General features: G+C 59.0%; 30 protein-coding genes, 1 tRNA gene and 1 pseudogene. 7 read left to right on the plus strand and 25 right to left on the minus strand.

The genetic code is table 11. The annotated features are described in order from the left end of the window. The first annotated feature begins 6 nt into the window (after positions 1-6). The 3 genes from coaE to L63ED372_RS12725 are packed head-to-tail and all read left to right on the plus strand — an operon-like array spanning position 7 to position 1,611. Entirely contained in the window at positions 7-621 is a 615-nt protein-coding gene (coaE, locus tag L63ED372_RS12715) for a dephospho-CoA kinase (RefSeq protein ID WP_062408099.1), read from the plus strand. Between the two features lie 22 nt (positions 622-643). After that, positions 644-1,399, plus strand: coding sequence for a cell division protein ZapD (gene zapD / locus L63ED372_RS12720; protein ID WP_062406290.1), 756 nt, complete (start codon positions 644-646; stop codon positions 1,397-1,399). Further along, entirely contained in the window at positions 1,396-1,611 is a 216-nt protein-coding gene (locus L63ED372_RS12725) for a DNA gyrase inhibitor YacG (protein WP_062406292.1), read from the plus strand. The genes zapD and L63ED372_RS12725 overlap by 4 nt, the downstream gene beginning before the upstream one ends. A 22-nt stretch (positions 1,612-1,633) precedes the next feature. Here the strand turns inward: L63ED372_RS12725 and L63ED372_RS12730 are convergent, their stop codons facing one another. The 4 genes from L63ED372_RS12730 to secA all read right to left on the minus strand — a co-directional run bounded on the left by L63ED372_RS12730 (position 1,634) and on the right by secA (position 7,071). After that, on the minus strand, positions 1,634-2,116 hold the full coding sequence (locus tag L63ED372_RS12730; protein WP_062406294.1) for an NUDIX domain-containing protein: 483 nt from the start codon (positions 2,114-2,116) through the stop codon (positions 1,634-1,636). 7 nt (positions 2,117-2,123) lie between these two features. Further along, positions 2,124-3,014, minus strand: coding sequence for an ATP-binding protein (locus tag L63ED372_RS12735; RefSeq protein ID WP_062406297.1), 891 nt, complete (start codon positions 3,012-3,014; stop codon positions 2,124-2,126). Then, positions 3,011-4,240: a bifunctional glutamate N-acetyltransferase/amino-acid acetyltransferase ArgJ gene (argJ, locus tag L63ED372_RS12740; RefSeq protein WP_062406299.1), complete on the minus strand. Its 1,230-nt coding sequence runs from the start codon at positions 4,238-4,240 to the stop codon at positions 3,011-3,013. Before argJ ends, L63ED372_RS12735 begins: the two co-directional genes overlap by 4 nt. 83 nt (positions 4,241-4,323) lie before the next feature. Then, positions 4,324-7,071, minus strand: coding sequence for a preprotein translocase subunit SecA (gene secA / locus L63ED372_RS12745; protein WP_062406301.1), 2,748 nt, complete (start codon positions 7,069-7,071; stop codon positions 4,324-4,326). A gap of 238 nt (positions 7,072-7,309) precedes the next feature. Between secA and L63ED372_RS12750 the strand changes: the two genes are divergently transcribed. Continuing rightward, a complete protein-coding gene (locus L63ED372_RS12750; RefSeq protein WP_062406303.1) occupies positions 7,310-7,612 on the plus strand; it encodes a DciA family protein in 303 nt (100 codons plus the stop codon). 72 nt (positions 7,613-7,684) lie between these two features. On the opposite strand, the gene L63ED372_RS12755 is transcribed toward L63ED372_RS12750, so the two are convergent. The 6 genes from L63ED372_RS12755 to petA form a co-directional block, all read right to left on the minus strand. Further along, positions 7,685-7,760: transfer RNA gene (locus tag L63ED372_RS12755), tRNA-Thr, on the minus strand. 56 nt (positions 7,761-7,816) lie between these two features. Then, positions 7,817-8,269 carry a ClpXP protease specificity-enhancing factor gene (locus L63ED372_RS12760; protein ID WP_062406305.1) on the minus strand — a complete coding sequence of 151 codons (453 nt, stop codon included), beginning with the start codon at positions 8,267-8,269 and terminating at the stop codon, positions 7,817-7,819. 43 nt (positions 8,270-8,312) lie between these two features. Then, complete coding sequence (locus tag L63ED372_RS12765; protein WP_062406307.1) at positions 8,313-8,924, minus strand: glutathione S-transferase N-terminal domain-containing protein; 612 nt, start codon at positions 8,922-8,924, stop codon at positions 8,313-8,315. Between the two features lie 92 nt (positions 8,925-9,016). Then, positions 9,017-9,781, minus strand: coding sequence for a cytochrome c1 (locus L63ED372_RS12770; protein ID WP_062406310.1), 765 nt, complete (start codon positions 9,779-9,781; stop codon positions 9,017-9,019). Between the two features lie 20 nt (positions 9,782-9,801). Further along, positions 9,802-11,211, minus strand: a complete 1,410-nt coding sequence (locus L63ED372_RS12775) for a cytochrome b (protein ID WP_062408101.1) — start codon at positions 11,209-11,211, stop codon at positions 9,802-9,804. A gap of 11 nt (positions 11,212-11,222) precedes the next feature. Further along, positions 11,223-11,819, minus strand: a complete 597-nt coding sequence (gene petA, locus L63ED372_RS12780) for a ubiquinol-cytochrome c reductase iron-sulfur subunit (protein ID WP_062406312.1) — start codon at positions 11,817-11,819, stop codon at positions 11,223-11,225. 138 nt (positions 11,820-11,957) lie between these two features. Here petA and mscL point away from each other — a divergent pair, with 138 nt between their 5' ends. Beyond that, complete coding sequence (gene mscL / locus L63ED372_RS12785) at positions 11,958-12,389, plus strand: large conductance mechanosensitive channel protein MscL (RefSeq protein WP_062406315.1); 432 nt, start codon at positions 11,958-11,960, stop codon at positions 12,387-12,389. Between the two features lie 17 nt (positions 12,390-12,406). Here the strand turns inward: mscL and pdxA are convergent, their stop codons facing one another. Both pdxA and L63ED372_RS12795 read right to left on the minus strand, forming a co-directional pair. Beyond that, a complete protein-coding gene (gene pdxA / locus L63ED372_RS12790) occupies positions 12,407-13,477 on the minus strand; it encodes a 4-hydroxythreonine-4-phosphate dehydrogenase PdxA (protein ID WP_062406316.1) in 1,071 nt (356 codons plus the stop codon). Positions 13,478-13,506: 29 nt separating this feature from the next. Further along, complete coding sequence (locus L63ED372_RS12795; RefSeq protein WP_231624498.1) at positions 13,507-14,286, minus strand: Nif3-like dinuclear metal center hexameric protein; 780 nt, start codon at positions 14,284-14,286, stop codon at positions 13,507-13,509. A gap of 105 nt (positions 14,287-14,391) precedes the next feature. On the opposite strand from L63ED372_RS12795, the gene L63ED372_RS12800 reads away from it, so the two are divergent. Then, complete coding sequence (locus tag L63ED372_RS12800) at positions 14,392-15,552, plus strand: S1C family serine protease (RefSeq protein ID WP_062406318.1); 1,161 nt, start codon at positions 14,392-14,394, stop codon at positions 15,550-15,552. A gap of 89 nt (positions 15,553-15,641) precedes the next feature. On the opposite strand, the gene tatC is transcribed toward L63ED372_RS12800, so the two are convergent. The 9 genes and pseudogenes from tatC to L63ED372_RS12845 form a co-directional block, all read right to left on the minus strand. Continuing rightward, positions 15,642-16,430, minus strand: a complete 789-nt coding sequence (gene tatC / locus L63ED372_RS12805) for a twin-arginine translocase subunit TatC (RefSeq protein ID WP_062406319.1) — start codon at positions 16,428-16,430, stop codon at positions 15,642-15,644. Between the two features lie 42 nt (positions 16,431-16,472). Then, a complete protein-coding gene (tatB, locus tag L63ED372_RS12810; RefSeq protein WP_062406323.1) occupies positions 16,473-16,940 on the minus strand; it encodes a Sec-independent protein translocase protein TatB in 468 nt (155 codons plus the stop codon). A gap of 25 nt (positions 16,941-16,965) precedes the next feature. Further along, the gene (gene tatA, locus L63ED372_RS12815; RefSeq protein WP_062406325.1) at positions 16,966-17,211 is read right to left on the minus strand and encodes a Sec-independent protein translocase subunit TatA; all 246 of its coding nucleotides are present in this window, start codon (positions 17,209-17,211) and stop codon (positions 16,966-16,968) included. 96 nt (positions 17,212-17,307) lie between these two features. Beyond that, positions 17,308-17,664 carry a histidine triad nucleotide-binding protein gene (locus tag L63ED372_RS12820; RefSeq protein WP_062406327.1) on the minus strand — a complete coding sequence of 119 codons (357 nt, stop codon included), beginning with the start codon at positions 17,662-17,664 and terminating at the stop codon, positions 17,308-17,310. Positions 17,665-17,692: 28 nt separating this feature from the next. After that, positions 17,693-18,051, minus strand: a pseudogene (locus L63ED372_RS12825) (DUF4870 family protein). A gap of 9 nt (positions 18,052-18,060) precedes the next feature. Continuing rightward, a complete protein-coding gene (locus L63ED372_RS12830) occupies positions 18,061-18,429 on the minus strand; it encodes a phosphoribosyl-ATP diphosphatase (RefSeq protein WP_062406329.1) in 369 nt (122 codons plus the stop codon). A 13-nt stretch (positions 18,430-18,442) separates the two neighbouring features. Next, positions 18,443-18,832, minus strand: a complete 390-nt coding sequence (gene hisI, locus L63ED372_RS12835; protein WP_062406331.1) for a phosphoribosyl-AMP cyclohydrolase — start codon at positions 18,830-18,832, stop codon at positions 18,443-18,445. Between the two features lie 54 nt (positions 18,833-18,886). Then, positions 18,887-19,141 carry a Txe/YoeB family addiction module toxin gene (locus tag L63ED372_RS12840; RefSeq protein WP_062406333.1) on the minus strand — a complete coding sequence of 85 codons (255 nt, stop codon included), beginning with the start codon at positions 19,139-19,141 and terminating at the stop codon, positions 18,887-18,889. Beyond that, the gene (locus tag L63ED372_RS12845) at positions 19,138-19,389 is read right to left on the minus strand and encodes a type II toxin-antitoxin system Phd/YefM family antitoxin (RefSeq protein ID WP_062408105.1); all 252 of its coding nucleotides are present in this window, start codon (positions 19,387-19,389) and stop codon (positions 19,138-19,140) included. Before L63ED372_RS12845 ends, L63ED372_RS12840 begins: the two co-directional genes overlap by 4 nt. 146 nt (positions 19,390-19,535) lie before the next feature. Here L63ED372_RS12845 and L63ED372_RS12850 point away from each other — a divergent pair, with 146 nt between their 5' ends. Beyond that, positions 19,536-19,754, plus strand: a complete 219-nt coding sequence (locus L63ED372_RS12850; RefSeq protein ID WP_062406335.1) for a TA system antitoxin ParD family protein — start codon at positions 19,536-19,538, stop codon at positions 19,752-19,754. A gap of 844 nt (positions 19,755-20,598) precedes the next feature. On the opposite strand, the gene hisF is transcribed toward L63ED372_RS12850, so the two are convergent. Genes hisF through hisH form a run of 4 tightly spaced genes read right to left on the minus strand, consistent with a single transcriptional unit; the run spans position 20,599 to position 23,748 of the window. Beyond that, on the minus strand, positions 20,599-21,399 hold the full coding sequence (gene hisF / locus L63ED372_RS12855; RefSeq protein WP_062406337.1) for an imidazole glycerol phosphate synthase subunit HisF: 801 nt from the start codon (positions 21,397-21,399) through the stop codon (positions 20,599-20,601). A gap of 24 nt (positions 21,400-21,423) precedes the next feature. Beyond that, positions 21,424-22,281 carry a D-hexose-6-phosphate mutarotase gene (locus tag L63ED372_RS12860; RefSeq protein WP_062406339.1) on the minus strand — a complete coding sequence of 286 codons (858 nt, stop codon included), beginning with the start codon at positions 22,279-22,281 and terminating at the stop codon, positions 21,424-21,426. 21 nt (positions 22,282-22,302) lie between these two features. Beyond that, positions 22,303-23,043 carry a 1-(5-phosphoribosyl)-5-[(5-phosphoribosylamino)methylideneamino]imidazole-4-carboxamide isomerase gene (hisA, locus tag L63ED372_RS12865; protein WP_053172214.1) on the minus strand — a complete coding sequence of 247 codons (741 nt, stop codon included), beginning with the start codon at positions 23,041-23,043 and terminating at the stop codon, positions 22,303-22,305. A 48-nt stretch (positions 23,044-23,091) separates the two neighbouring features. Then, the gene (gene hisH, locus L63ED372_RS12870) at positions 23,092-23,748 is read right to left on the minus strand and encodes an imidazole glycerol phosphate synthase subunit HisH (protein WP_062406341.1); all 657 of its coding nucleotides are present in this window, start codon (positions 23,746-23,748) and stop codon (positions 23,092-23,094) included. Between the last annotated feature and the right edge of the window lies 1 nt (position 23,749).

Genomic DNA, 23,749 nt, shown 5'->3' on the forward strand with positions numbered 1-23,749 from the left:
ATGTCCATGACACAACGCACTTGGCGCATCGGCCTGACAGGCGGCATTGGCAGCGGCAAAAGCACAGTGGCGGGCTTTTTGGCGCGGCGCTGTGCCGCCATCATCGACGCCGATGCCATTTCTCGCAGCCTCACCGCCCCGGGCGGTCGGGCCATGGAAGCCATCGCCCACACCTTTGGTGCCGCCATGATCGGCCCGGACGGCGCCATGGACCGCCAAGCCATGCGAGAGCGCGTCTTCCAAGACCCGCAAGCCAAACGCCAACTCGAACACATCATCCACCCCCTGGTCAGCCAGATCACGGCCGAGCAGGCGCAAGCGGCCGTGCAAGCGGGCCGCCGAGTGCTGGTGTTCGATGTGCCCTTGCTGGTGGAGTCGGGTGAGCGGTGGCGCAAACAAGTCGACCGGGTGATCGTCGTGGACTGCGATATTTCGACCCAACAACAAAGGGTCATGGCCCGAAGTGGCCTGGCCGCCGACGAAATAGAACGCATCATCCAGCTGCAAGCTTCCCGTGCCCAGCGCTTGGCTTGTGCCGATATCGTTCTTGTCAATCAGGGTATCAGTTTTGATGAATTAGAGGCGCAAGTGCTTCAAGTGGCCGCTGACTTCGGGCTATGATCGGGGCACTGGAAAATGCCGCGTGATACTGTACGAATACCCATTTAACGAACGCATTCGCACCTATTTGCGACTGCAACAGCTGTTTTCACGCCTGGAGCAACTGATCGGGCGTGATCAGGCCGTGGACCACCATTTCGCCCTGACCACCTTGTTTGAAATCTTGGAGGTGGGAGCCCGCTCCGAACTCAAGTCTGAAGTGCTCAAAGACCTGGAGCGACAAAAACAAATCTACAGTGCTTACCGCGGCAACCCGGCCATTTCTGAAAAAGCGCTGGACGGCCTGATTGCGCAACTCGACCATCTCTTTGAAGCCCTCAATCAGGTCTCTGGAAAAATGGGCCAAAGCCTGTCCGAGCACGATTTCCTGACGACCCTCAAAAGTCGCATGGCCATTCCTGGTGGCACCTGTGAATTTGACCTGCCTGCGTACCACGCTTGGCAACACCAGGATGCGGCCAGTCGCGCCCAAGATTTGGCCCAGTGGACCCTGCCCTTGGCCCCTTGGGCACAAGCCATTGCACAGTTGCTTCAAATGCTGCGCGAATCAGGCTCTGGACAAAAAGTCATGGCCACAGCCGGTCAGCTTCAGCAAAACCTGCCCCAAGGGCGAACCTTTCAGCTGCTGCGACTCAAAATCGACCCGGTTTTGGGCATCACCCCCGAGATCAGCTGCAACCGTTTGCTGGTGGTGATCCGCATGATGCGCCAGCACAGCGATGGCAAGTTGGTGGCCACCACCGATGACGTGCCTTTCGAGATGACTTTGTGCGCATGAGCGACCCGAACCAGTCTCCAGATTTCTCGCCCCGCCAAGTGCGCTGCCCCGCCTGCGCAGGCACCAGCCTTTACAGCCCCCAAAACCCCTACCGCCCGTTTTGCAGCGCCCGCTGCAAAGGTGTGGACTTGGGCGCATGGGCCAGCGAAGAATTCAAACTGCCCGACGACACCCCACCCGACGAGCCCTTTGGCGATCCGCGTTTGCAGTGAGACGCCCAGAACCCTTGGGGTTTCAAGCGTGTGTGGCGTCTGTGAACTGACGCTCTTGGGCCAGCCAAGTCAGGACTGGAATGGTGCCCGGCAGCACCGGCGTCACGGCCACCGGCAACGACTGCCAGGCGTGTGATTGCGCTTCGCGCATTTGCAACTCGCCCTGCCAATCCCACACTTTGCAGAAATGCAGCCGCACCAAAGCGTGTGGGTAATCGACCATCTGGGTTTTCCAGATCTGCGCGGCCCCGATGGTGATGCCCAGCTCTTCTTGCAGCTCGCGGCGCAGGGCTTGCTCGACCGACTCACCCGCTTCGAGTTTGCCGCCGGGAAATTCCCAGTAGCCCGCATAGACCTTGCCTTCGGGGCGCGAGGTCAACAAAAAATGGCCATCGGCTTGCAGTAACACGCCCACGGCCACATCGACCACGGAACGCTCGGCCTGGCCTGCGCTCAGGTCTTCGCGCTCGCGTTCGCCATCGGCGACCAACAGGCCTGCGCTCATGCCTGGCTCACGGTGAGGTGGGTTGGCGGCCCATCATGTCCCGCGCAAACTGGTAGGCCACACGACCACTGCGCGAACCGCGCTCCAAGGCCCAGAGCAGCGCGTCTGGACGGGCGGAGGCGATTTGTGCGGGCGTAGCCCCCAAAGCACTAAGCCACTGGCCCGCGATGGTCAGGTACTCGTCTTGTGAGAAGGGGTAGAAACTGATCCACAGGCCAAAGCGCTCGGACAGGGAAATCTTTTCTTCCACGCCTTCACCCGGGTGCACCTCGCCGTCGTCGGTGTGTTTGTAAGTGAGGTTCTCGCTCATGTACTCGGGCAACAGGTGACGGCGGTTGCTGGTGGCGTACACCAACACATTGGGGGTCGAAGCCGCCACAGTGCCGTCCAAGATCGACTTGAGCGCTTTGTAGCCCGGCTCGCCGTCTTCAAAGCTCAGGTCGTCGCAATAGACCACAAACTTTTCGGGGCGACCTGCCACCACTTCGATGATGTCGGGCAGGTCGGTCAGATCTTCTTTGTCGACCTCAATCAAACGCAGGCCTTGGGGGGCATAGGTGTTCAGGCAGGCCTTGATGAGCGAGGACTTGCCGGTGCCGCGTGCGCCGGTGAGCAGCACGTTGTTGGCCGGACGGCCGTGCACAAACTGCTCGGTGTTGCACTGCAGCTTTTCCTTTTGGTCGTCGATTTCCTTAAGGTCATCGAGCGTCATGGCCGCCACATGGCGCACCGGCTCGAGCACGCCATGGCCGGACGAGCGCTTGCGGTAGCGCCAGGCAATGGCCTGCGACCAATTGGGTGCCGACAGAGGCTGGGGCAAGACCGACTCGATGCGGTCCACCAGCTGGCTGACTTTGGCCAGCAGTTGGTCCAAGGCAGAAGATGCGGGGAGGTTCATGAACGGTAATCCGCGTTGATGGTGACGTAATCGTGGCTCAGGTCGCAGGTCCACACGGTGTCGCTGGCGGTGCCCCGGCCCAGGCCCACACGCACGGTGATTTCGCTGCCCTTCATGACGCGCTGACCGTCTTCTTCGCGGTACTCGGCGCGGCGGCCGCCTTGCGAGACCACATGCACATCGTCCAGGTGCAACTCGATCAGGCCCTGGTCCAGGTCTTCAATCCCGGCGTAACCCACGGCTGCCAGAATCCGGCCCAGGTTGGGGTCGCTGGCAAAAAAAGCGGTTTTGACCAAGGGCGAGTGCGCAATGGCATAAGCCACTTGACGGCATTCCTCGCCCGTGCGGCCGCCTTCGACCTGCACGGTGATGAACTTGGTGGCGCCTTCGCCATCGCGCACAATGGCGTGCGCCAACTGGCGGGCCACTTGCATCAAGCCATTGAGCAGCGCTTGACCCTCGCCGCTGTCCAGCGAGGTGATGGGTGTGTTGCCCGCCTTGTGCGTGGCGATCAGCATGAAAGAGTCGTTGGTCGAGGTGTCACCGTCGATGGTGATGCGGTTGAACGAGCCATCGGCCAATTGTTTGGCCAGTGCAGGCAGCAAGGCGGGATCGATGCACGCATCGGTGGCCACAAAGCCGAGCATGGTGGCCATATTGGGGCGGATCATGCCCGCGCCCTTGCTGATGCCGGTGATGCTGACCGTTTTACCGCCTACTTGCACCTGCACGCTGGCCGCTTTGGGCACGGTGTCGGTGGTCATGATGCCTTCTGCGGCTTTGGCCCAATGAGCGGCTTGCGCGTCTGCCAGTGCAGCAGGCAGGCCCGCCACGATGCGGTCCACGGGCAGCGGCTCCATGATCACGCCGGTCGAAAACGGCAGCACCTGAGCGGGTGTGCATTGCAGCAAGCCCGCCAGCGCCTCGCAAGTCTGGCGTGCGTGGGCTAGGCCAGGGCCACCTGTGCCTGCGTTGGCATTGCCCGTGTTGATGACCAGTGCCCGCACAGCTCTGCCCGCCCTCAAGTGATCACGGCACATCTGCACAGGGGCGGCGCAAAAACGGTTGCGTGTGAACACACCCGCCACGCTGGCGCCTTCGTCCAACAAAAACACGGTGAGGTCTTTGCGGTTGGCTTTGCGCACACCCGCTTCGGCAATGCCGATGCGAACACCCGCAATCGGCTGAAGTTGGGCGGGGTCCAGTGGGGGCAGGTTCACAGGCATAAACATCCTTCAGAGAAATCAACGGGTATTCAGACGGTACAAGGACAAAACGGGCCGAAGCCCGTTTTGTCCGTTCGTCGCACTCAGGCGAGTTTGCCGTGGCATTGCTTGAACTTCTTGCCACTCCCGCAGGGGCAAGGTTCATTGCGCCCCACCGGACCAAAAGCCTGCTGCAAGCCCGCCAGATCGGCTGCCACGGTTTGAGGCTGTCCGGTTTCGTCAGGGGCGCTGTAAGTCACATTGCTGATCTGCTCGGCCCGCTCTTCGATGGCTTGCGCAGCCTGCTGCATCTGGTCACCCGAATCGATGCGCACCATCATCAAGGTCTTGGTGACTTCGTTTTTGACGGCGTCCAGCAATTGGCCAAACAATTCAAAGGCTTCGCGCTTGTATTCTTGCTTGGGCTGCTTTTGTGCGTAGCCGCGCAAGTGAATGCCTTGGCGCAAATAGTCCAAGGCACTGAGGTGTTCACGCCAGTGGGTGTCGATGCTCTGCAACAAAATCATGCGTTCGAAGGACACAAAATTCTCGGCGCCCACCTGCTCGAGTTTGGACTGGAATTGGGCGTGGGCTGCAGCCACCACCATCTCCAGCAAGTCTTCATCGGTGATGGCAGTCGATGCCTGCACCTTACCTTGCAAGTCGAGCGTCATGCCCCACTCTTCGGACAACACTTTTTCCAGACCGGGCAAGTCCCACTGCTCTTCCACCGATTCGACCGGTACAAACTGGCGCACCAAATCGGTGAAGCAGCCTTCGCGCAACGCGGTGATCTGGGCGTGCATGTCTTGCGCGTCCAGGATGTCGTTGCGCTGCTGGTAAATCACTTTGCGCTGGTCATTGGACACATCGTCGTATTCGAGCAGCTGCTTGCGGATGTCGAAGTTGCGGGCCTCGACCTTGCGCTGGGCGCTTTCGATGCTGCGCGTGACGATGCCCGCTTCGATGGCCTCACCTTCGGGCATCTTCAAACGGTCCATGATGGAGCGCACGCGGTCCCCCGCAAAAATGCGCATCAAAGGATCGTCCAGGCTCAGGTAAAAGCGTGAAGAACCGGGGTCACCCTGACGGCCCGAACGGCCACGCAGCTGGTTGTCGATGCGGCGCGACTCGTGGCGCTCGGTGGCAATGATGCGCAAACCGCCCAAGGCCTTGACCTGCTCGTGCACCACCTTCCATTGCTCGCGCAACTGGGCCACTTTGTCCTGGCGGGCAGCTTCGCTCAGGCTCTCATCGGCTTCGATGGCCTGCACATCTTTTTCAATGTTGCCGCCCAGCACGATGTCGGTCCCGCGACCGGCCATGTTGGTGGCGATGGTGATCATGCCGGGGCGACCAGCTTGGGCCACGATGTCCGCCTCGCGGGCATGTTGCTTGGCGTTGAGCACCTGGTGCGGCAGCTTTTGTTGGGTGAGTAACTGTGCGATCAGCTCCGAGTTTTCAATCGAGGTGGTGCCCACCAACACGGGCTGACCACGCTCGTGGCATTCGCGGATGTCGGCAATCGCAGCGTTGTAACGCTCCTGCGAGGTCTTGTACACGCGGTCGAGCTGGTCGTCACGTTGGCTCTTGCGGTGCGGCGGAATGACCACCGTCTCCAGACCATAGATTTCCTGGAACTCATACGCCTCGGTGTCGGCTGTGCCGGTCATGCCCCCGATCTTGTTGTACAGGCGGAAATAGTTCTGGAAAGTGATGGAGGCCAGGGTCTGGTTCTCGGCCTGGATCTGCACGCCTTCCTTGGCTTCCACGGCCTGGTGCAAACCATCGCTCCAGCGGCGGCCGGTCATCAAACGGCCTGTGAATTCGTCCACGATGATGATCTCGCCGTCCTGCACCACATAGTGCTGGTCGCGGTGGTACAGGTGCTGCGCACGCAATGCGGCATTCAGGTGGTGCATCAGCGTGATGTTGGCCGGGTCATACAGGCTCGTGCCTTCCGGGATCAGGCCCATTTGTGACAACACGCCTTCGGCTTTTTCATGGCCGTCTTCGGTCAGGAAGACCTGGTGCGATTTTTCATCCACCGTGAAGTCGCCGGGTGTGATGATGCCCTCTCCGGTGCGCGGATCGGCCTCGCCTTCCTGGCGTGTCAGCAGCGGCACGACCTGGTTCATGGCCAGGTAAGTGGCTGTGTGGTCTTCGGCCTGGCCGCTGATGATCAAAGGCGTGCGGGCCTCGTCGATCAGGATCGAGTCCACTTCGTCGACGATGGCGTAGTTGAGCGGCCGCTGCACACGGTCATGGGCCTCATAGACCATGTTGTCGCGCAGGTAGTCAAAACCGTACTCGTTGTTCGTGCCGTAGGTGATGTCGGCGTTGTAGGCCGCTTGCTTTTCTTCCCGTGGCAACTGGGGCAAGTTGATGCCCACCGTCAGGCCCAGGAAGTTGTAGAGCTTGCCCATCCATGTGGCATCCCGGCTGGCCAGGTAGTCGTTCACCGTGACCACATGCACGCCCTTGCCAGCGATGGCGTTGAGGTATGCGGGCAGCGTAGAGGTCAGGGTTTTGCCCTCACCCGTGCGCATCTCGGCGATCTTGCCGTTGTGCAAAGCAATGCCACCGGCAAGCTGGACATCAAAGTGGCGCATCTTCATGACACGCTTAGAGCCCTCGCGCACCACAGCAAACGCCTCAGGCAGCAGCGCATCCAGACTCTCACCCGCGGCGGCGCGGTCACGGAAGTTTTGTGTTTTGGCCTTCAGCTCATCGTCGCTCAGGCTTTCAAGCCCGGCCTCGAGGGCATTGATGCGCTCGACGGTTTTGCGGTATTGCTTGAGCAAGCGGTCATTTCGACTGCCGAAAATCTTGGTGAGGAATGGGATGGCCATGTCTATTAGATCCACCTTCAGCATCGGGGCTGAAAAAGAGACCGTCTATCCTGTCTGGTTAAAAGTTTCATGAATCCGGGCCCACAGGGCACACGGCCCCACCAACCCGACAGGCCGCCCACGGACAACCTGCATAACCGGATGATTTTAGCCGCTTGACCAGCCTATTTTTAAAGCCTTTTCGAGGCATGCGCCAGAGCGCTCTGGCTTGCCAGATAATGGGACTCCAAGACACGCCATGCAAAGACGCCACCAAGCCATTCCGCTTCAACAAGCCGCCCAGGAGTCGCCCACCTTCTCACTCTTGATGGGACGGGTTCGCGAGTCGTCCGAGCGCCTGCAAGCCATTCGCAGCTTGCTGCCAGCCCCCTTGCGAGCGGGCATCCAGCCTGGCCCTATTGAAGATGGCGCTTGGTGTTTGCTGGTGAGCTCCAATGCCGTGGCCGCCAAACTCAGGCAATTGCTGCCTACCCTGCAAGCCCACCTCAACAGCAAAGGCTTGGGCGTGGCCTCTATCCGCATCAAGGTGCAAAACCGCTGAGGCTTCTGTTTTTCTGCGGCCGATTTGTGACCAAAAAAAAGCCCTGACTTTTGCGAGTCAAGGCTGATCATGTGGTGCCGCTTGTCGGATTCGAACTGACGACCTACCGCTTACAAGGCGGGTGCTCTACCAACTGAGCTAAAGCGGCACGGGCTGAATTCTAACGTGCTCTGGGGCTGACTGAGAGTCAGGCTCTGAATTTTTTTACTTGATGCGCTTGAGTGCGGGGCGGCCGGGGTTGCTCGGGCTGGGCGTTTCAGGCTTGTCCTCGGTGTCCATGCTCTCCAGCGCTGGACTGTCCACCGCCGACAAAGCCGCAGGTGCCGACTCTTCATCGCTCACAGGAAAGGCCATACCCTGACCGTTTTCACGGGCATAGATCGCCATGACGCGGTGAATGGGCACCATGATTTCACGCGGCTTGCCACCAAAGCGGGCTTTGAACTCAATGAAGTCATTGCCCAGCTTCAAGGAACTGGTGGCATCCATGCTGACGTTGAGCACGATCTCACCACCTTGCACGTACTCACGCGGCACCTGAACCGAGTTGTCCACTTTCACGGCCACATAGGGCGTGAAACCGTTTTCGGAACACCAGTCGTACAAGGCGCGAATCAGGTACGGCCTGGTGGATGGCAGTTCGGTGTTGCTGATCATGCGTAGTCCTCCATCGCCATTATTCTCCCGAAAACAACCGGCTTTACTTGCGCATGACCTTTTCGGAAGGTGTCAGCGCCTCGATGTAGGCAGGACGGGAAAAAATGCGCTCAGCGTACTTCAGCAAGGGGGCAGCATTTTTGCTCAACTCAATCCCGTAGTAGTCTAGGCGCCACAGCAATGGGGCAATAGCCACGTCCAGCATGGAGAAATTGTCGCCCAGCATGAACTTGTTTTTCAGGAACACCGGGGCCAACTGGGTCAAACGGTCGCGGATGTGCGATCGTGCTTTTTCGAGTGCCTTGTCGTTGCCTTTGAGGGCGCGGTTTTCCAAAGTCAACACGTGGGTAAAGAGCTCCTTTTCAAAGTTGAGCAGGAACAAGCGCACACGGGCACGGTCTACGGGGTCACCGGGCATCAATTGCGGGTGTGGAAAGCGCTCGTCGATGTACTCGTTGATGATGTTCGACTCGTACAAGATCAGGTCACGCTCGACCAAAATGGGCACCTGGCCGTAGGGGTTCATCACGTTGATGTCTTCTTGCTTGTTGTACAAGTCCACATCGCGGATCTCGAAGTCCATGCCTTTTTCGAACAGCACAAAGCGGCAGCGGTGTGAGAAAGGGCAAGTCGTTCCGGAATAAAGCACCATCATGGCGGAGGCTCCTCAAAAAATCAAAAAGAGTGGGAGGCCTCCAAGGCCTGCCACTCCAAAGAACCTGGCCATACGGCCAGGTGAAAGATCAATTACTTGACGTCTTTCCAATACGCGGCATTCAGACGCCAGGCAATGAAAGTGAAGACGGACAAGAAAATCAGCACCCAGACACCGATGCGCACACGGGTGTTTTGGGCGGGCTCCGCCATCCACTGCATGTAACCCACCAAGTCACCGATGGCTTGGTCGTATTGCAGGGGTGTCATCGTGCCGGGTTTGACTTGCTTCCAGCCCGAGAAGATTTGGACTTTGTGACCATGATCTTCTTTTTCTGTGTAAACAGGCTCACGCTCGCCTTGCAATTCCCACAGCGGGTTGGGCATACCGACGTTGGGCATGGCCAAGTTGTTCCAGCCCGTAGGCTTGGTCTCATCGCGGTAGTAGGTGCGCAGGTAGGTGTAGAGGTAATCCGCGCCTGTACCACCGGGGCCCGAACGCGAACGCGCCATCAAGGTCAGGTCAGGTGGGTTTTTGCCGAACCACTCCTTGGCCTGCAGAGGATCAATCGCGGCCTTCATGGTGTCGCCTACACGGTCGGTGGCGAACATCAGGTTGTCTTTGATTTGCTGGTCGGTCAAACCGATGTCTTTCAGGCGGTTGTAACGCATGAAAGCAGCCGAGTGGCAATTGAGACAGTAATTGGCAAAGAGCTTGGCACCGTTTTGCAGGGCTGCCAAATCATTGGTTTTCTTGGGTGCTTTGTCCCAGGCAATACCACCGCCTGCAGCGTGGGCACCGGCTACCAGGCCCAGTGCCATCACCAAGCCCAATGCGAGTTTCTTGAGGTTTTTCATGTTCTTGAATCTCCGTGATCTCAGTGAGGCGTGAAGGTCACGCGGTCAGGCACTTGTTTGAATGTGCCCAGCTTGCTCCACCAAGGCATCAGCAGGAAGAAGCCAAAGTAAAACAGGGTACCCACTTGGGACACGCGCTCACCGATGGGCGAGGGCGGCTTCACGCCCAGGTAACCCAGAATCAGGAAGTTGATCACAAACACGGCGTAGACATATTTGTGCCAGTCAGGGCGGTAGCGGATCGACTTGACGGGGCTGTAATCCAACCAAGGCAAGAAGAACAAAATGATGACGGCAGCACCCATGACCACCACACCCCAGAACTTGGCATCGATGGTCAAGAGCAGTGCACAAATCACCACCGTTGCACCCACCAAACCGCCTTTGAGGAGGCTGGGCAGCTTGCCCTTGGCCACGGCCAAGAAGGCGCCCACCACCACACACAACACCAGCACATACATCATCTCTGTGGTGATGGCACGCAGCATGGAATAGAAGGGTGTGAAGTACCACACAGGTGCAATGTGCAAAGGCGTGGTCAGCGGGTCAGCGGGGATGAAGTTGTTGTATTCGAGGAAATAGCCACCAAACTCGGGGGCAAAGAACACCACCGCGCTGAAAGCCATCAAAAACACGCTCACAGAGAAGATGTCGTGAACGGTGTAGTAAGGATGGAAAGGGATGCCATCCAATGGATTGCCTTTGGCATCCTTGGGTGCGTTGGCAGCCTTGATTTCCACGCCGTCGGGGTTGTTGGAGCCGACTTCATGCAGCGCAATGATGTGCGCCACCACCAAGCCCAACAGGACCAGAGGCACTGCAATGACGTGGAAGCTGAAGAAGCGGTTCAAGGTGGCATCGCCCACCACAAAGTCGCCACGGATCAGCAAGGCCAGATCAGGACCGATCACAGGCACAGCTGAGAACAGGTTCACGATCACCTGGGCGCCCCAATAGGACATCTGGCCCCAAGGCAGCAGGTAACCCATGAAGGCTTCGGCCATGAGCACGAGGAAAATGGCACAACCAAAAATCCAGACCAACTCGCGCGGCTTGCGGTAGGAACCGTACATCAAACCCCGGAACATGTGCAGGTAAACCACCACAAAAAAGGCCGAAGCGCCTGTGGAGTGCATGTAACGGATCAACCAGCCCCATGGCACATCACGCATGATGTACTCGACGGAGGCAAATGCCAGCGCCGCATCGGGTTTGTAATGCATGACCAGGAAAATACCGGTCACGATTTGGATCACCAGCACCAGCAGGGACAGCGCACCGAAAACGTACCAAAAATTCAGGTTTTTGGAGGCGTAGTACTCGGACAGGTGTTCCTTGTACAGCTTGGAAGCCGGAAAGCGGTTGTCCACCCAATTGAGCAGCTTCTCGCCAGCGGGGGCGTTCGGAGAGATTTCTTTGAATTCAGCCATGTTGTTCTCCATCAGGCCTTCTTGTCTTCACCAATGAGCAGCTTGGTGTCAGACAGGTACATGTGAGGCGGCACTTCGAGGTTGTCGGGTGCGGGCTTGTTCTTGAAAACACGGCCGGCCAAGTCGAAAGTGGAGCCATGGCAAGCGCACAAGAAGCCACCATTCCAGTCATCGGGCAAGGAGGGCTGAGGGCCTGCAGCGAACTTGTCAGCAGGCGAGCAACCCAAGTGGGTGCAAATGCCGACCGCCACCATGATCTCGGGCTTGATCGAGCGGTGGCTGTTCTTGGCGTATTCGGGTGTGGGGTACGCGGTACGGTCGGAGCCCGGATCGGCCAATTGGCTTTCGGTTTTTTTCAAGGATTCGAGCTGCTCAGGCGAGCGCTTCATGATCCAAACGGGTTTGCCACGCCATTCGACTGTGAGCTTTTCGCCCGGGTTCAAGGCGGAAATGTCCACCTCAACGGCCGCACCGGCCGCTTTGGCCCGCTCGGAGGGTTGGAAGCTGCTGACGAAGGGGGTGGCCACAAAGCCAGCGCCTACGGCACCTGCGCAAGTGGAGGCAATCAGCCATGTCCGCTTGCTGCTGTCGACTGGGGTGTCACTCATGGGAATCCTCTAGCGAGTCGTTATCAGGGTCAACCCGCGATTGTAGCGGAGTGAAACAAACAACCGACTTACAAATGCATAAGCTTGTTGCTGGCTGGGGCACAATAGCAAGCACCTTGTTATTTTTGGAGATTTAAGATGTCATTTATTCAGGAATTCAAATCTTTTGCCCTGAAAGGCAACGTCATGGACCTGGCGGTGGGTGTGATCATCGGTGCGGCCTTTGGCAAGATCGTCGACTCCTTGGTGGCCGACCTGATCATGCCTTTTGTGAGTCTGGTCTTTGGCGGTCTTGACTTCGCCAACTACTACTTGCCACTGGCCGGTCAAGCGACCAACTTGCCCTTGGCAGAGGCGAAAAAGCTGGGGGCTGTTTTTGCTTACGGCAGCTTCGTCACCGTGGCCTTGAACTTCTTCATTTTGGCTTTGGTGATTTTTGTGATGGTGCGGCAAATCAACCGCCTCAAAACCGCCCAGCAGCCTGCCGCCGCACCAGAAGCTGCGCCCACCACGCCCGAAGATGTGTTGCTGCTGCGTGAAATTCGCGACAGCCTGAAAAACAAGGGCTGACTCGCCCCCCCCGGAGCTCAGGCCATGCCTGTGACCGCGCCTGCCAGCAACTGACGCGCCATGCGAATGGCCTGGACCATGCTGCTGGCGTCGGCGACACCTTGGCCAGCCACGTCCATGGCTGTGCCGTGGTCGGGGCTGGTTCTGATCAAGGGCAGACCCAGGGTCACATTCACCCCCTGCTCCACGCCCAAGTACTTCACCGGGATCAAGCCCTGGTCGTGGTACATGGCCACCACCACATCAAATTCGCGCTGAATGCCCGGTTTTTGGCGGGCCCGCATGAACACCGTGTCGGGCGCGTAGGGGCCGTGCACATCCAAACCTTCTTGGCAGGCTTGCCATATGGCCGGCTTCACCACCTCGATTTCTTCGCGCCCAAACAAGCCCCCCTCGCCCGCATGGGGGTTGACCCCGGCGACCGCGATGCGTGGCTTGCGGCCCAACAAAGCCGTCAAAGCTGTGTGGGTGATGCGCAAGGTCTCTAGAACACGGTCCACCGTGATGGCATCGAGCGCCTCGCGCATGGACACATGGATGCTGACCAGCACCGTGCGCAGCTCGTCGTTGGCGAGCATCATGCGCACCGGCATTTGCGCGAGCGTCACGCCCGCATGCCTAGCCGCCTCGGCCTGCAGCAACTCGGTGTGGCCCGGGTATTGGTCATAAGGTGCGCCAGCTGCGTGCAAGGCTTCTTTGTGCAAAGGGGCGGTGACCAGTGCGGCCACCTCGCCTCGCAAGGCGGCACGCGTGGCCCAAAGCACGGCCTCGCCCGCCAATTGCCCGGCGTGGCCATCGACCTGGCCCCAAGGGATCTCGGGGGCCTCGGACACTACCTGCAGCACAGGCAAACACCTCGGGGGTACGTGCAAGGCTTGCTCAGCCGTTTCGATTTCGCACACCGGGTAGCGCACGGCCTGCCCCACCAAAGCCATGGCGCGGCGCATCAGGCCCACATCACCCGCCACAAAGCAGCCCCGGGTCAGCTCAGGCGTGGTGCTCCAGGCCCGGGCAATGATTTCGGGGCCAATGCCGCAGGGGTCACCTGGGGTGATGGCGATGGGGCGGGTCAGTTCGTGCAGATTCATGGGGCTCGTTCGTGGGCAGGAGGTCGGCATCAAGCCGGATTGTCGATCTCGATGAAACGGTGTTCAATACCCAGCGCCTGCGCCACATGCGCCGCCAACGCGGGTGCGCCATAGCGCTCGGTGGCATGGTGGCCACAGGCCAGAAAGGCCACGCCGGTTTCCCGCGCCAGATGGGCTTGTGGTTCGGAAATTTCACCAGTGATGAAGGCGTCCACACCTTGGGCAATGGCCGACTCAAAGTAGCCCTGGGCACCGCCCGTGCACCAGGCTACGCGTCGAACCGGCCGATCACTGCCACCCACACAGGTCACCGGGCGTCCCAACACGGCGGCCACATGTTCGGCCAGCGCTTCAGGACGCGCCCAGGCCTGTGTGCCCGTTCCGACAAAGCCCAGATCTTGATCGCCAAAACGGCCATCGGCCTGCAAGCCCAGCACACGGGCCAGTTGGGCGTTGTTGCCCAGTTCGGGGTGGGCGTCGAGCGGTAAGTGGTAGGCAAACAGGTGAATGCCATGCGCCAGCAACAAGCGCAACCGCTCGCGCATCCAACCCATGACGCGCCCGTCCTGGCCACGCCAGAACAGGCCGTGGTGCACCACGATGGCGTCGGCTTGGACCTCAATCGCCGCTTCTATCAGGGCGCGGCTGGCGGTCACGCCGCTGACCAAGAGCCGCACCTGGCGATCGCCTTCGACTTGCAAGCCATTGGGGCCGTAGTCGCGGAATTTTTCGGGTTGGAGCAAGGCGTCAAAAGCCTGGCCCAGGGTTTTGGCATCGGTCATCGTGGAGGGTCTGTCGGGGGTGTCCATGCCCGATTGTGGCTCAGGTGGAGCCAAGCCTCAGCCTTGCGCCTGTGTTGCTTGATCCGCATCGCCAGAGGTGCACCCCGACCGAATCAAGGACAATCGGACACCATGAAACGTTACTGGCTTTTATTCTCCCAATGGGTGACCGTTTTGTTGGCCATCTGGTTTGTGGTGGCCACACTGCAACCCACATGGCTGCGCGGTGCCCAGCGCTCGGTGGACGGCATGACCTTGCTCCAAGCGGCCCCTGCTGCCAGCGGCAACCGCCCGGTCGGCAGCCTGAGTGCGCCAGCGCAAAAAGCCTCGCCCGCTGTGGTGAGCATCAATACCCGACAAGGTAAAAGCCAAAATCCGCATGGACAAGACCCGTGGTTCCGTTTCTTCTATGGCGAACAAGAAGAGCAAAACCCGGGCGGATTGGGCAGCGGCGTCATCGTTAGCCCCGAGGGCCACATCCTGACCAACAACCACGTCATCGAAGATGCCGACAACATCGAGGTGGTGCTCAGCGATGGTCGCAAAACCCAGGCCAAAGTGATCGGCACCGACCCGGACACCGACCTGGCCTTGTTGCAGATCCCGCTGGACAAACTGCCTGTGATTGTTTTGGGCCAACTGCAAGACCTGCAGGTGGGTGACGTGGTGCTGGCCATTGGCAACCCTTTTGGCGTGGGGCAGACCGTGACCTCGGGCATCGTCAGCGCCCTGGGCCGCAGCCAGTTGGGCATCAACACCTTCGAGAACTTCATCCAGACCGATGCCGCCATCAACCCCGGCAATTCCGGTGGGGCCCTGGTGGACGTGAATGGCCACCTCATGGGCATCAACACCGCCATCTATTCCCGCTCCGGTGGCAGCATGGGCATTGGTTTTGCCATCCCAATCTCCACAGCCAAACAGGTCATGCAGGATTTGCTGCAAAACGGCAAAGTCGTGCGGGGCTGGATCGGGGTGGAGCCACAAGACCTGTCCCCGGAACTGGCCGAAAGCTTCCAGCTGCCCCCCTTGAAAGCCGATCAAAGCCGACAGGGCGTGGTGATCACGGGGGTGCTGCAAAACGGGCCCGCAGCCAAAGCCGGGGTGCGCCCGGGCGACGTGATCTTGCAAGTGGCCAAACAGCCCGTTAGCAGCGTGTCAGACCTGCTCAACCAGGTCGCCAGCCTCAAGCCGGGTGAACCTGCTGAGCTGCTGATCTGGCGGCAACAAGCCTCTTTATCCTTGCGACTGACCCCAGCGGAAAGACCTTCCCCCAAAAGGCAAGCGCCTTGAAGGCCATGCGGCTTGACACACCCACATGAGAAAAGGGCCTTGCGGTCCTTTTCTCATGGGACATTCAGATCCCGAAGTGCTTGTTGCATTCAGACGGCATCGGCCGGCGCATCAGGCGCTTGGGTGTGCTTGATGAAGATTTGCGCAGCCCAGATGCCCATTTCATAAAGCAGGCACATGGGAATGGCCAGCGCCAGCTGCGACACCACATCGGGCGGGGTGACCACAGCAGCGATCACAAAGGCCAGCACCACGAAGTAACCGCGAAAGTCCTTGAGTTTTTGGATACTGACCACACCCATACGCGCCAGCACAACCACAGCCACTGGCACCTCAAACGCCAAGCCGAATGCCAGGAACATGGACAACACGAAGCTCAGGTAGGCCTCGATGTCAGGCGCAGCCGTGATGCTTTTGGGCGCAAAGCTTTGGATGAAGCTGAACACCTGACCGAACACGAAGAAATAACAAAACGCAACGCCGATGAAAAACAGCAGCGTACTCGACACCACCAAGGGCATGACCAGCTTTTTCTCGTGGCTGTACAAACCCGGGGCTACGAAGGCCCAGACTTGGTAAAGCACCACGGGCAAGGCGATCAAAAAGGCGCTCATCAGCAAAATTTTGAGCGGCACCATAAAAGGCGAGATGACCGACGTGGCGATCAGGGTGGCGCCCTTGGGCAAATGCACCACCAAGGGGGCCGCCAAAATGTCATACAGCTCGCCGGGGCCGGGGTAGATAGCCAAAGCCGCTGCCGCCAAAGCCACTGCCGCCACGGCCCAGATCAGGCGGTCGCGCAACTCGATCAGGTGCGCCACAAAAGGTTGCTCGGAACCTTTGAGTTCGTCTTCGGGCTGAGATGGGGTATCGGACATGGCGGGGTCGGTTGGACGGGGAGCACCAGAGGTGCTCAGTCGTCACACAGAATTGAGGGGCTTGGGCCGATAACGGGCCACGCGTGCGGCACCCGAAAGCGCTTTGGTGCGCACCCCGGAGCGGGCTTTGTACCACTGGGGCACAGCGCCACGTTTGAGACGCCAATTTTTCTCGGGACGTTTGTAGTAAGGCGGTGGCGGCTCGATGGTGGGCAGATCGCTGGTCAACCCGGCCGTGGTCTCGGACCAGTCTTTCTCAAAGTCAGAAGCCGTGGTCTGGACGGTCTGCTCGACATCGCGGGCCGCCGTCTCCATGGTCTCTTTCATTTTCTTGAGCTCTTCCAGGTCCATGGACCGGTTGACCTCGGCCTTGACGTCTGACACGTAGCGCTGTGCCTTGCCCAGCAAAGTGCCCAGCGTGCGGGCCACTTTGGGCAATTTTTCGGGGCCGATGACGATCAACGCCACGACCCCAATCAGGGCCATTTTCGAAAAGCTTAAATCCAGCACAGTGCGGCGTTCAGTCGTTCAAAAATCAAGACTTGGTCTTGGCTTCGACGTCAATCGTGGTCTTTTCGGCCTGAGCAGTGGTCGAAGCGGTGACTTGACCAGCCACAGGGGCTGCTGCCTCGTCCTTGTTGCCGCCCTCTTTCATGCCGTCTTTGAAGCCTTTGACAGCGCCACCCAGGTCAGAGCCCATGTTTTTGAGCTTTTTGGTGCCAAACACCATGACCACGATCAGCAACACGATCAGCCAGTGCCAAATGGAAAAAGTACCCATGAATATCTCCTAAAGATCTGAGGATTCTAAGGGGATCGACAACCGGTAAAGGATCGGCCCTGTGGAAGGAAGGATTTGGGGGGCGAAAGCCCCTTTTCAACCCCGCAGCCAGGGGCGCGGACCGCCCATGACGTGCATGTGCAGGTGGTGCACTTCTTGCCCACCCTCGGTGCCATTGTTGACCACGATGCGGAAACCGCCATCCGGATAAGGGTTACAACCCTCCTGCGCGGCCAGCTTGGGGGCCAGGGTCATCATGTGACCCATCAAGGCAGCGTGCTCGGGGGCCAGATGCATCATCGACGGGATGTGCAGCTTGGGAATGATCAGGAAATGGATGGGTGCCCAAGGCGCGATGTCGTGGAAAGCAAACACATGCTCGTCCTCGTAGACCTTGCGTGACGGGATCTTGCCCGCGATGATTTTGCAAAAAATACAGTGGTCGTCGGTCATGGCTCAATCGGTCTCAAAGTCAAAAATATCAGTCGGTCACCGGGCGCTGCCCGTTCAGGCGCACCATGCCCAACACGATGCGGTACAAAAACCAGATGGAAATGGCCACCCAGGCCAGCCAGGGAAGAAAAAGAACAACCACAAAGGCGCAGTGACCAAGTACAGCACGGCCGCCCGGATCACAGTGCGGATGCGGTAGCTGAAGTGCGTGGCCTCCCAGCCCGGGGCATCGCCCTTTTTGACCAAATCGATGATCAGCGCCACCACCAGCAAAGCCGGACCCATCTGCGCACCCGGAATCACGGCGCTCACAGCCACGATCAAGTGGAGGATGTAGCTGACCCAGCTGATGGTGTGGGTGCTGTCTTCGAGGGGCGGCGTGTTCATGGGCGCAGCTTACTCCCCCAAACGCTCGCGCTCTTGCACTTTACGCAGGGCTTTTTCTTCAAGGCCACTCAGGCCTTCGCGGCGAGCCAGTTCATTGACCACGTCAGCGGGTTTCAGGCCATAGTGTGCCAGCGCGATCATGCTGTGGAACCACAAATCAGCCACCTCGCCCACCAGCTTGGTTTTGTCCCCGCCATGGTCCACGTCTTTGGCGGCCATCACGGTTTCGGTGGCTTCTTCACCGATCTTCTTCAAAAAGGCGTCGGGCCCTTTGTGCAGGAGACGGGCCACATAACTTTTTTCGGGGTCACCGCCGTTGGCGGGTTTGCGGCTTTCGACCACGGCCGCGAGGCGGTCAAGGATGTCTTGGTTGCTCATAGGCTTGGGGCGTTCACTTGTAAATGGTTTCGGGGTCTTTCAAGACCGGATCGGCCGCCTGCCACTCCTCGGCTTGCAAGCTCTGAAAAAAGCAACTGTGGCGGCCCGTGTGGCAGGCAATGCCGGGCTCATGCCCCAGCTGGGTGATTTTGAGCAGCACCACATCGTTGTCGCAATCGATGCGGATGTCGTGCACCGTCTGCACATGGCCCGACTCCTCGCCCTTGAACCACAGCTTGTTGCGCGAACGGCTGAAATACACCGCCCTTTTCAGCTCGGCCGTCTTTTGCAGCGCCTCGCGGTTCATCCAGGCGAACATCAACACGTCGCCAGTGTCTTTTTCTTGGGCGATCACAGGCACCAAGCCTTTGTCGTCCCATTTGATTTGATCGAGCCAGTTCATAGGGGAGAGATCTTAATCCGTACGCACTGGCCTATCGGCCAGCGCATTCAAAACTCAGTAATGAAGCCTCAATTGGGCAATTTGCAGCTGATCACCTTCAACGCGATAGACCATGCGGTGCTCTTCGTTGATGCGGCGCGACCAAAAACCAGAGAGCGCATGCTTCAAGGGCTCTGGCTTGCCAACGCCTGCATAAGGATCACGCGTCGTGGCCTCGATCAGCTTGTTGATGCGGTCCACCATTTTGCGGTCTTGCTTTTGCCAATAGAGGTAATCCTCCCAGGCCAGCTCGGCAAAAACGAGTTTCACTTGAGCAACTCGCGTTCAACGCCCTGCCCCGCATGAAGCTGCCCCACCGCCGCCAGCAAACGCCGTGCATTGGCAGGCGTGCGCAAGAGATAGGCGGTCTCTTCAAGCGCCTTGTAATCTTCAAGCGAAAGCATCACCACCGATTGATCCCCATTGCGGGTGATGATCAGGGGCTCGTGGTCCTCGCACACACGGTTCATCACGCTCGCCAGATTGGCGCGTGCGGTGCTGTAAGTCATGGCATCCATGGTGGCGTTCCTGTACATTTATTGGTACAACTATATCAACTCATGACGCTTCTTGCCAGCGTAGCTGAAAAAGCGTTTTAGCTTGAATTCAGGATGCAATAAACATTCATAGCTTGCAAAATACAACCTCATCAAGGAAAAGCATCATGGCTGTTGCAATCAAACTGTCTTACGAATTGGTCGAAGCCGCCAAACCTTATGCTGCAGCGGAGCACCGTTCGGTACCCCGACAAATTGAGCATTGGGCCCGCATCGGCAAAGCCGTGACCGACAACCCGGACATGACCCCGCGCCTGATCCAAGACACCGTGCTCTCGCGTGAAGAAATCAAAGTAGGACTGGCCTCCTCCTATGATTTCGACTAACGCAGGACGACAGCGCCACACCGTCGTTCAGCAGGTTCGCCAAGAAGCTACACGCCAACGATAAACAGTGCTGAATGTAGCCAGCAAGGTCATGCTGTTGTCAGTCGGCATAAATGAGGACTTTTTATGCGGCGTCAAGACGCATGGTAGAGAGCATCCTCAAAAATACAATTCAATTCGAATGAAAAACTCTGTTGTCTACCACTTGAAAGCGCTTACTAAGTTCTGGTCCACTTTGTCCTCGCCTTCCATACCAGGCCGTGGCGTTAACAATTGAGGACAGTCGATTCAAGTCGTCAGAAAGCAACTCCAACTTTTCCGGCGGGTAGAACACGCTCTCATAGTCAACACCTGTTCCATGTGCGCGTTTGCGATATCGAGTCATCGGAATTGGTCCTGAATCAGCTCCTGCTGCAATACTCAACCATGCGTCATGCATGAGCCTATTTCTCTCCTTCACGACGTCTTCAAGTTCACGCCGAAGTCACTTCATGACTGAAAAGTCTTTTTCATACATTTGACCTTCCCAGTAAGTGTAAAAAAACTGCGAAGTACGCTGCAACAATTGGCGACGCCGTACGGTCACCCAACGCTGCATCAAGCAACTTCATCTCACGACTATCTCGAGTGACGAGATGAACTGTTGACGACTCTAGCGCGTTTAACAGCCCAGAAAAAGCAACCACATATCTACCTAGCGCCTTGTATGTGTTTGAATCAAGTTCAGATTGGTCTGTTTTCATCTCACAGAGTTGGATAACTCGGACTTAATTCAAATTAAATGGTCAATCACTTGCATCACAATTTAGCCAAGCATATGTTGCGATCTACATGAGCAGGGGTCTCACAAGCGCACAGGAATCCCCCGCTCCCGCATCCGCTCTTTGGCCTGCTGCACGGTGTATTCACCGTAATGGAAGATGCTGGCCGCCAGCACCGCGTCCGCGCCGCCAATGCTCACGCCGTCGGCCAGGTGGTCGAGGTTGCCCACGCCGCCCGATGCGATGACAGGTACGCTCACAGCGTCGCTCACGGCGCGGGTCAGTTGCAGGTCAAAGCCGCTTTTGGTGCCGTCGCGGTCCATGCTGGTGAGCAGGATTTCGCCAGCGCCGTACTCGGCCATTTGGGTGGCCCAGGCCACCGCGTCCAGGCCCACGTTTTTGCGGCCGCCGTGGCTGTACACGTCCCAACCGGGGCCCATGGGCAAACCATTAGTGCCGATGCGCTGTTCGTCTTCGGCGCTGCGGCGCTTGGCGTCGATGGCGACCACGATGCACTGGGCACCGTATTTGGCAGACGCTTCGCGGATGACTTGCGGGTTGGCAATGGCGGCCGAGTTGAAACTGGTTTTGTCAGCGCCCGCGTTTAACAAGCGGCGCACATCTTCGACGGTGCGTACACCACCACCCACTGTGAGTGGGATGAAGACCTGGCTGGCCACGGCTTCGATAATGTGCAGGATCACGTCGCGCCCGTCGCTGGTGGCGGTGATGTCCAAAAACGTGAGTTCGTCAGCGCCTTGCTCGTTGTAGCGGGCCGCGATTTCGACCGGGTCTCCGGCGTCGCGCAGTTCGACAAAGTTGACGCCCTTGACCACGCGACCGCCGGTCACGTCGAGGCAAGGGATGATGCGTTTGGCGAGCATGGGGACTTCTCTGGTTGAATAGGTTCAAGGGTTGCGCACTTGCAAGCGCTGCCAGCCCGCCCAGCGCCCGCCCGCTGGCAAGTTGATAGGCGTGTAGACCTGCGCGGCTTCGATGCACAGCATGTGCCGCCAGCCTTCGTCTGGCATGTCGGCCAGACGCTTGCACAGGTCTTGCGCGGGGTTCCAGACCACGGAGTTGGCCCAGCTGGGGCTTTGGCTGATGTGCAGGGTATCGTTCAGCGTCAGGGGCTGTGGCCCGGCTTCGTAGACGCGGTCAAATTCGGCAGCAAATCGAATCATGTCGGCCGCTTGGGCATGGGTGTCGGTGAGTGAATCCCATTCGGGCTGACCTCCCAAGCCCTGCAGTGTGGCCTGCGTCACGTCGGGCACGGCCAAATAGGTGTGCAGTGCGCCAGAGAACGCCAGCGCTTGGGTGTCTGTGTTGTGCACGTCCAGCGTCAGTTGCACGGCACCCGGGCTCAGGTCGATGTGCAGCGCCAAGGCAAAGGCTTGGGGCCACCAGGCGCGGGTTTGGGCGTTGTCATTCAGACGCAGCGTGAGGCGGGCATGCTCGGCTCCCAGTTCGGGCGCATCGGCCAACCAGGCCACGTTGCGAGCAAATCCGTGTTTGGGCAAACGGTCGGCCATGGGACCGCGTTGGTTGAACTGCGGAAAGCACACGGGCACACCGCCGCGAATGGCGGCTTGGCCGTCCATGGTGCTTTTCGGGCTGAGGTACAGGCGCTCTTGCCCGCCCGACACCCAAGACAGCACATGCGCACCGTGCAGCGCCACCCGCAAGTGGTCGCCTTGCGGCAGCGCCAATTCGCAAGCCGGCAGACCTGCGAACGCGGTGTCGCGACAAGTGGCCTGAGCGCTCATGTGCAATCGCGAGGGGATGGGTCAGCCGTTGAGTTCGTCGGCGCGTTGCTGCGCCAGCGCGAAGTCGAGGTCACCCGAATACACGGCGCGGCCACAAATCACGCCTTCCACGCCTTCATCTTCCACGGCGCACAGCTGCTCGATGTCGGCCATATTGGACAGGCCGCCCGAAGCGATCACAGGGATGGTAAGGGCTTGGGCCAGCTTGACGGTGGCGTCGATGTTGATGCCGCTGAGCATGCCGTCGCGGCCGATGTCGGTGTAGATGATGGACTCAACGCCCCAGTCTTCGAACTTCTTGGCCAAGTCCACCACTTCGTGGCCGGTGAGCTTGCTCCAGCCGTCGGTGGCCACTTTGCCGTCTTTGGCGTCCAGGCCCACGATGATGTGGCCACCAAAGGCGGTGCAGGCGTCTTTCAAGAAGCCGGGGTTCTTGACGGCGGCGGTGCCGATGATGACGTATCGCAGGCCGCTGTCGATGTATTTTTCAATCGTGTCCAGATCGCGGATGCCGCCACCCAGCTGCACCGGAATGTCGTCGCCCACGGCCTTGAGGATGGACTTGATGGCACTGAAGTTTTGCGGCTTGCCTGCGAAGGCACCGTTCAGATCCACCAGGTGCAAGCGGCGTGCGCCTTTTTCCAGCCAAGTGCGGGCCATGGCGGCGGGGTCTTCGCCAAAGGTCGTGGCTTGGTCCATATCGCCTTGCTTGAGGCGAACGCAGTGGCCGTCTTTGAGGTCAATGGCGGGGATCAGAATCATGGCGAATTAAAAAAGGCTGAGGGGCTGAAAATCGGCAGTGAAAACTTCTCAAGGCTGCCAGTGGAGGAAATTGCGGAACAAGGCCAAGCCCTGGGCCGCGCTTTTTTCGGGGTGAAACTGGGTGGCAAAAATATTGTCACGGGCAATGGCGCAGGCAAAGCGGCCGCCGTAATCGGTCTGGGCCGCGCTGTGCGCCGGGTTGGCCACCTGGGCATAGAAACTGTGCACAAAATAATACCAGCTGCCGTCCTCGACGCTTTGCCATAGGGCATGCGCTGGTTGGTCTTGCCAGACCTGGTTCCAGCCCATCTGTGGCACTTTGAAGCGTGTGCCATCGGGCTGGATGCGTCCGGCCAAATCGAACTTGACCACACGGCCAGGGATCAGGCCCAAACCGGGCGTATCGCCTTCGTCGCTGTGGTCCAGCAGCATTTGCATGCCCACACACACACCAAACAGGGGTTTGGTGGCCGCAGCTTCGAGCACGGCTTCCATCAAACCCGACTCGCACAGCTCGCGCATGCAATCGGGCATGGCGCCCTGCCCCGGCAAGACCACACGGTGCGCGTTGCGCACGACTTGCGGGTCGGATGTGACGGTGACTTCGGCATGGTCCACGCTGGAGGCCGCGTGCATCACCGCCTGCGCCACGCTTCGCAGGTTGCCCATGCCGTAGTCCACAACGGCGACGCGGTTGACGCTCATG

It is taken from the genome of Limnohabitans sp. 63ED37-2, from assembly GCF_001412535.1.
In the GTDB taxonomy this organism is placed as follows: domain Bacteria; phylum Pseudomonadota; class Gammaproteobacteria; order Burkholderiales; family Burkholderiaceae_C; genus Limnohabitans_A.